Source organism: Streptomyces sp. NPDC057654 (genome assembly GCF_042800135.1).
In the GTDB taxonomy this organism is placed as follows: domain Bacteria; phylum Actinomycetota; class Actinomycetes; order Streptomycetales; family Streptomycetaceae; genus Streptomyces.
Genome location: NZ_JBHVHQ010000453.1, coordinates 1 through 6,790, shown reverse-complemented (window position 1 = coordinate 6,790; position 6,790 = coordinate 1). Strand labels below are relative to the sequence as shown.

Annotated in this window: 6 protein-coding genes; 4 read left to right on the top strand and 2 right to left on the bottom strand. The window is 71.7% G+C overall.

Annotation, left to right across the window (positions count from 1 at the left end):
* Positions 1 to 1,479 (bottom strand): glycosyltransferase family 4 protein (locus ACFU99_RS27545; protein ID WP_384396873.1); only part of this gene is annotated, 1,479 nt, incomplete at its 3' end.
* Positions 1,480 to 1,848: 369 nt separating this feature from the next.
* On the opposite strand from ACFU99_RS27545, the gene ACFU99_RS27540 reads away from it, so the two are divergent.
* A complete protein-coding gene (locus ACFU99_RS27540; protein ID WP_384396870.1) occupies positions 1,849 to 2,616 on the top strand; it encodes a hypothetical protein in 768 nt (255 codons plus the stop codon).
* Positions 2,617 to 2,668: 52 nt separating this feature from the next.
* Here ACFU99_RS27540 and ACFU99_RS27535 read toward each other — a convergent pair whose 3' ends face one another.
* Positions 2,669 to 3,643 carry a hypothetical protein gene (locus tag ACFU99_RS27535; protein WP_384396867.1) on the bottom strand — a complete coding sequence of 325 codons (975 nt, stop codon included), beginning with the start codon at positions 3,641 to 3,643 and terminating at the stop codon, positions 2,669 to 2,671.
* A 148-nt stretch (positions 3,644 to 3,791) separates the two neighbouring features.
* Between ACFU99_RS27535 and ACFU99_RS27530 the strand changes: the two genes are divergently transcribed.
* From ACFU99_RS27530 to rpsI, 3 genes are all read left to right on the top strand, one after another.
* Positions 3,792 to 5,411, top strand: a complete 1,620-nt coding sequence (locus ACFU99_RS27530) for an ABC-F family ATP-binding cassette domain-containing protein (RefSeq protein ID WP_384396864.1) — start codon at positions 3,792 to 3,794, stop codon at positions 5,409 to 5,411.
* A 327-nt stretch (positions 5,412 to 5,738) separates the two neighbouring features.
* Positions 5,739 to 6,185, top strand: a complete 447-nt coding sequence (rplM, locus tag ACFU99_RS27525; RefSeq protein ID WP_363131890.1) for a 50S ribosomal protein L13 — start codon at positions 5,739 to 5,741, stop codon at positions 6,183 to 6,185.
* A gap of 42 nt (positions 6,186 to 6,227) precedes the next feature.
* On the top strand, positions 6,228 to 6,740 hold the full coding sequence (gene rpsI / locus ACFU99_RS27520) for a 30S ribosomal protein S9 (protein WP_384396861.1): 513 nt from the start codon (positions 6,228 to 6,230) through the stop codon (positions 6,738 to 6,740).
* Positions 6,741 to 6,790: the final 50 nt, after the last annotated feature.

The window sequence follows — 6,790 nt, the reverse complement described above, 5'->3', positions numbered from 1 at the left end:
GGCCTGGAGCGGCACGCTCACCCGGTCGCCCGGGGCCTTGCCGTCGGTGCCGCGCAGCTTGCCGACGAGGGCGAGGCGCTCGCCGGTCGCGCCGCCGCGGGGGATGCGTACGTTCAGTCCGCCGTCGGGGGTCACGCGGGTCGACGCCTTGGGGCGCAGCGGCTTGAGCGGGGCCGTGGGCGCGTCGCTTGCGGCGGGGGCGGCCTTGGCGGCCGGTTCGGGTTTGCGGCGCAGTGGCCGTACGAGCCGGGCGGCGGCGCGGCGCAGGCCCAGGTGCGGTGCGGCGGAGGCGGGCGCCGGCGGCGCGGGCGGCTCCGGTACGAGTGCGGGGCGCAGTTCCCGTACGAGCTCCTCGAACCGTACGGCGATGTGCTGTGGCGCGTACCGCTGGACGGAGGCGCGGGCCGCGGCGCCCAGCTTGCGGCGCAGTTCCGGGGCGTCGATGAGCTTGCGGACCGCGGCGACGAGGGCCGCCTCGTCGCCGACGGGGATGAGGACGCCGTCCGCGCCGTCCTCGATGATCTCTCGGGGGCCGATCGGGCAGTCCGTGGAGATCACCGGGACGCCGCAGTGCATGGCCTCGACGATGGTCAGGCCGAACGACTCGGCGTCGGAGGCCGAGACCGCTATGGCGGCCTTCGCCCACTCCGTCTCGATGGGGGAGCGGGGGCCCATCAGATACGCCCGGTCGCTCAGGCCGAGCTCGTCGATCAGGTCGCGCAGCCGGGCCCGGTCGGGGCCCCGGCCGTAGATCCGCAGGGACCAGTCCGGGTACTCGTCGGCCAGCTGGGAGAAGGCCCGTACGAGCAGGTCGAAGCGCTTCGCCTCGTCGAGCCGGCCGGCCGCGACGATCACCTTGGACTCGCCGTCGGAGGGCTCGGTCTTCGGCGTGGGCACGACGTTCGGCAGGCAGCGCAGGACGGTGGCGCCGAGCTTCGACTCCGGCAGGTGTTCGCGGTGGGTCGCCGCGTCCTGCTCGGTGACGGTCAGGAAGGCGTGCATCTTGGGGATGACCGCGTCGTGGGCGGCGCGGACGGCCGGGACGTGCGAGGAGTACGTCATGTGCTCCTGGCCGATCCGCAGGAAGGGGCGGTCGGCGTCGGCCTCGGCCAGGTAGACCAGCAGGCCGGGGCGGGTGGCGATCACGACGTCGGCGTCGGTGGCCGCGAGGTACTGGGCGACGCGCAGATCGGCGAGGCGGGTGAAGACGCGCAGCGACCCCTCGGGGTCGGGCAGCCGGGAGCTGGGCTGGTGCTGGAGCTCGTCGTCCGCGTCGCAGCCCGGCGCGTCCTTGCGGAGGTCGATCAGCGGGGTGATGCGGACCTTGGGGCTGACGGGCAGGTGGGGGGTGTCCACGCTGCGGTAGACCGAGACGACCTCGACCTCGTGGCGGGCTACCAGGGCGCCGGCCAGGTTGAAGGTGGCGCGGATGGTGCCGCCGATGCCGTAGGCGTTGTGGATGAGGAAAGCGATCTTCATGGCGTACGGACGCGGGCCGCCCGATGGGCAACGCGCGGGCCCCTCCCTGACCGGAAACGGAAGTACCGCTCGTGGCGGCGTGCGGTGGGGCGCTCGCTCCTTCGAGTGAGCAAACTCTAGATGTATGAGTAAAGGACTTGTCAAGCGGAGTAGTCGGACGTGGTGCGAATTGCCCTTGTATCGGATGCCGTGGGCTGTGGCAACCCGTCCTGGCGGGCTTTTGACGCACCCGTGACGGGGGCGAGACGGTGGCGGGAGCGCGACCATTAGGAGGTAGAGGGGAAAAACCGAAGGTTCGTTCCCATTTACCGTTCCCTTTCCCAGGGGGTTCGCGACAGGATGTCCGCGTACCGGATTGACGAGGGGGCAATGGCGTTGAAGGCATACAGGCCGATGGCCGTCGCGGCGGCTTCCGCCGCGGCCGCCCTGATGGCGGCCGGATGCAGCGGGAGCTCCGGCGGGGGCGACCCCGAACCGATGAGCGCGAAGCGCCTGAACCAGGCGTCCCTCGGGGCGAAAGAGGTCAGCGGCTACCAGATAGAGCGCGCCTCGGCGAAGAGCGCCGCCGGCGCGGGCACCGCCGAGGCGGACCGGTCCGACTGCCAGCCGCTCGCGGCGCTGCTCGGTTCCAGCCCCAAGCCCAAGCCGACCCGGTCGGTGGTCAACACCTTCGCCCGCACGGGGGACGGCAAGGACTACGAGGGGCTCCAGGGCATGGTCCGCGTGGCCACGTACGGGAAGGGCGGCGCGAAAGGGACGCTGGCCGACCTGCGCAAGGCCGGCGAGAACTGCGAGAGCGGCTTCGGGATGAAGACGGGCGAGGGCGAGGAGCAGAAGTTCAGCGCCGTGCAGCAGCTCGCGGCGCCGAAGCTGGGCGACGAGTCCGCCGCGTACCGGCTGGTGAACACCTCCGAGAAGGCGCCGAGCCTGGTCGCCGTGGTGCGCACGGGCTCCACCCTGTCGATGTTCTTCGTGACGAGCCTGACCGACCCGCAGCGCGTCGAGATGCCGCAGGACCTGCTGAAGGCGCAGGTCGAGAAGGTGCAGAAGGCGGAGAAGGGGCACGCCACGGCCCCCAGCGGCGGTGATGTCGAGCACGGCGACGCGGGGGAGGCCGGGGACTCGCAGGACAGCTGAGGTGTGATCGCCCGGCGGGGGCGCCGGGATTTCCCGGCGCGCCCCGGGCCGGTCAGCGGCCCGCTGCCGCCGCGGCCGACGCCTGGGCGTTGCCGCGGGCGAGGATGCGCTGGAAGACGTACGTCGCCACATCGCGCCCCGCGTTCAGCGCCTCGGTGTCCGAGCCGGGCACGGACGTCCCGTTCGTATAGCCGGAGACCGTGAAGTACGTGTAGCGGCCCTCGGAGTTGGCGGTCAGCCGGCACGCCTTGCCCCGGCAGAACTTCGGCGCCTCGCCGCCCGCGAGCGAGGCGATGTTGCCCTTGGCCTGCTCCTTCGCCTTGTCCGCCGCGGCCTTGGTGTCGAAGACCGCGACGCCCGCGGTGACCGCGACGCCGCCCTTGACGTAGGTGACGCGGATGACCTTGCGGCAGCCGTTGTCGGCGAGGACGGACCCGAGCGCGCCCTGGGTGGCGGCGGCGCAGTTCGCGGTGGAGTCGGTGGCGGCCTTGGCGTACGTACTGCTGCCCTTGGCGATCTTCTTGCCGGGGAAGAGGGTGTCCGCGGACAGCGGCGCGGTGTCCTTCTTGGCGCTGGCGATGAAGTCGAGAGGGTCCGGCGGGGGCGGCGGCGCGACGTCGGAGAAGGTCGGCTCGGGCGGGCCGGACGTGCTCGGCAGGTCCTGCGGGGAGGGCAGGCCGTTCGCGGACGTGCCGTGGTGCGAGCTGGCGACCGCGGTCGCCACGATCGCCGCGACGGCGGCCGTCGCGAGCACGCCGCCGCCGAGGAGGAACCACTTGCGGCGGCGGCCGCGCGCCTCGGTGTCGTCGGCGAGCGCCGCCCAGTCGGGCGTCGGGCCCTGCCCCGGCAGGTCCGCCGGCTGGTTCGCCGGCTGGTTCGGCTGCCCCGGATATGGGGACTGCGCCGGGTACTGCCCCTGATAGGGCGGCTGCCCCTGGTAGTGCGGCTGGCCGGGCTGTCCGCCCTGCTGCCGCGGTGGCTGAGATCCCCCCGGGGCCTCGTACGGCCCTCCCTGCCCAAAGCTCATGGCGCGCATCTTATGGGAGGTTCGTTCCTTCGGGGGGTGCCGGAACGTGCCCCCGCGCGGACGCGGACGGCGCGCGCCGCACCGGCCGCGCCCCCGGCACGGAAAAGCGGTTGGTCACGGCCCCGGTCGGCGGAGAGAATCCGGAACCATGGGACACGTGGAAGCGGGACATCTGGAGTACTACCTTCCGGACGGGCGGGTGCTGCTCGGCGACGTCTCGTTCCGGGTCGGCGAAGGCGCCGCGGTCGCGCTCGTCGGGGCCAACGGCGCGGGCAAGACGACCCTGCTGCGGCTGATCTCCGGGGAGCTCCAGCCGCACGGCGGCACCGTCGCCGTCAGCGGCGGGCTCGGCGTGATGCCCCAGTTCGTCGGCTCCGTACGGGACGAGCGGACCGTGCGTGACCTGCTGGTCTCCGTCGCCCAGCCGCGCATCCGCGAGGCCGCGGAGGCCGTCGACCGCGCCGAGCACGCGATCATGACCAGCGACGACGAGGCCGCCCAGATGGCGTACGCGCAGGCGCTCTCCGACTGGGCCGAGGCGCGCGGGTACGAGGCCGAGACCGTCTGGGACATGTGCACCATGGCCGCCCTCGGCGTCCCCTACGAGCGCGCCCAGTGGCGCGAGGTGCGCACCCTCTCCGGCGGCGAGCAGAAGCGGCTCGTCCTGGAGTCGCTGCTGCGCGGCACGGACGAGGTGCTGCTGCTCGACGAGCCCGACAACTACCTCGACGTGCCCGGCAAGCGGTGGCTGGAGGAGCGGCTGCGCGAGACGAAGAAGACCGTGCTCTTCGTCTCCCACGACCGCGAGCTGCTCGCCCGCTCCGCCGAGAAGATCATCAGCGTCGAGCCGGGCCCGGCGGGCAGCGACGTGTGGGTGCACGGCGGCGGCTTCGGCTCGTACCACGAGGCCCGCAAGGAGCGGTTCGCGCGCTTCGAGGAGCTGCGCCGGCGCTGGGACGAGAAGCACGCCCAGCTCAAGAAGCTGGTGCTCAGCCTGAAGCAGGCGGCCACGATCAGCCACGAGCTGGCCTCCCGCTACGCCGCCGCGCAGACCCGGCTGCGCAAGTTCGAGGAGGCGGGCCCGCCGCCGGAGCCGCCGCGCGAGCAGGACATCACGATGCGCCTCCAGGGCGGGCGTACGGGCGTACGGGCCGTGACCTGCAAGAATCTTGAGCTGACCGGCCTGATGAAACCGTTCGACCTGGAGGTCTTCTACGGCGAGCGGGTCGCGGTCCTCGGCAGCAACGGCTCCGGGAAGTCGCACTTCCTGCGGCTGCTCGCCGGGGACGACGTCGCGCACACCGGGGAGTGGAAGCTCGGCGCGCGCGTCGTCGCCGGGCACTTCGCGCAGACGCACGCCCACCCCGAGCTGGAGGGGCGCACGCTGCTGGACATCCTGTGGACCGAGCACGCCAGGGACAAGGGCCAGGCGATGTCCGCGCTGCGCCGCTACGAGCTGGAGAAGCAGGGCGAGCAGCGGTTCGAGCGGCTCTCCGGCGGGCAGCAGGCCCGCTTCCAGATCCTGCTCCTGGAGCTGTCCGGCACGACGGCCCTGCTGCTGGACGAGCCGACGGACAACCTCGACCTGGAGAGCGCGGAGGCGCTTCAGGAGGGGCTGGAGGCGTACGACGGGACGGTGCTGGCGGTCACCCACGACCGCTGGTTCGCCCGCTCCTTCGACCGCTATCTGGTCTTCGGCTCGGACGGGCTGGTCCGGGAGGCCCCGGAGCCGGTCTGGGACGAGAGCAGGGTGGCGCGCAAGCGTTAGCCGCGCCGTCCGGCGGCACCGGAGGCTGGCATGGGGCGGTGTCCGGGTCGTACGCTGGGGTGCTGGGCGCCCACCGGTGCGGTTTTGACCCGTACGGGGGCGGCCCGGTATTCTGCTATTTCGTTATGCGTATTGGCTTGGTCGTTCTCACGCGAGGGGCCCTTACGCCGGTCCACCGGGCCGATGACCAGCGGCCGGCTCTCGGGTTGCGTCCCCGCAGCGCCGCATAGGCTGTCGTGATCGTCCGGGTGGTCCAGTACAGGACCCGTCTCCTCGGTCCTCGCGGACCCGGGAGACCCCATCACTGAAGAAGCGAAGGCTACGACCGTGCGTACGTTCAGCCCCAAGCCCGGCGATGTCCAGCGCCAGTGGCACATCATTGACGCGCAGGACGTTGTCCTGGGCCGTCTGGCCACCCAGGCCGCGTCCCTCCTCAGGGGCAAGCACAAGCCGGTGTACGCGCCGCACGTTGACACTGGTGACTTCGTCATCATCATCAACGCCGACAAGGTGCACCTGTCCGGCAACAAGCGGACCCAGAAGATGGCCTACCGCCACTCGGGCTTCCCGGGTGGTCTGCGGTCCGTCCGCTACGACGAGCTGCTGGAGAAGAACCCCGAGAAGGCCGTCGAGAAGGCCATCAAGGGCATGATCCCCAAGAACACCCTCGGCCGTCAGATGCTGTCGAAGCTGAAGGTCTACGCGGGCGCCGAGCACCCGCACGCGGCCCAGCAGCCGGTCCCGTTCGAGATCACCCAGGTTCAGCAGGGCTAGTCCCGGCCACCGCCGACCAGCAGAAAGTATCTGAGGAGAATCGTGGCTGAGACCACCGCCGAGACGCCCGTCGAGGAGATCACCGAGGACTTCGAGGGCAACGCGACCTTCGAGTCCGAGGAGACCGAGTACACGAGCGAGTCTCTCGCGTCCCGCTTCGGCGACCCGCAGCCGGCCGCCGGCCTGGGCCGTCGCAAGAACGCCATCGCCCGCGTCCGCATCGTGCCGGGCACCGGCCAGTGGAAGATCAACGGTCGCACCCTTGAGGGCTACTTCCCCAACAAGGTGCACCAGCAGGAAGTCAACGAGCCGTTCAAGGTCCTTGAGCTCGACGACCGCTACGACGTCATCGCCCGCATCTCGGGCGGCGGCGTGTCCGGCCAGGCCGGCGCCCTGCGCCTGGGCGTGGCCCGCGCGCTGAACGAGGCGGACGTGGACAACAACCGCGCCACGCTGAAGAAGGCCGGCTTCCTGAGCCGCGACGACCGCGCGGTCGAGCGCAAGAAGGCCGGTCTGAAGAAGGCCCGTAAGGCCCCGCAGTACAGCAAGCGCTAATCACGCGGCTCACGCTGCTCCCGCCTGCGCCCCGGCGGCACTTTCCGTGC

Coding starts and splice junctions, on each gene's coding strand:
- ACFU99_RS27530 (WP_384396864.1), top strand. CDS start 3,792: ATGGGACACGTGGAAGCGGGACATCTGGAGTACTACCTTCCGGACGGG.
- ACFU99_RS27540 (WP_384396870.1), top strand. CDS start 1,849: ATGGCGTTGAAGGCATACAGGCCGATGGCCGTCGCGGCGGCTTCCGCC.
- ACFU99_RS27535 (WP_384396867.1), bottom strand. CDS start 3,643: ATGAGCTTTGGGCAGGGAGGGCCGTACGAGGCCCCGGGGGGATCTCAG.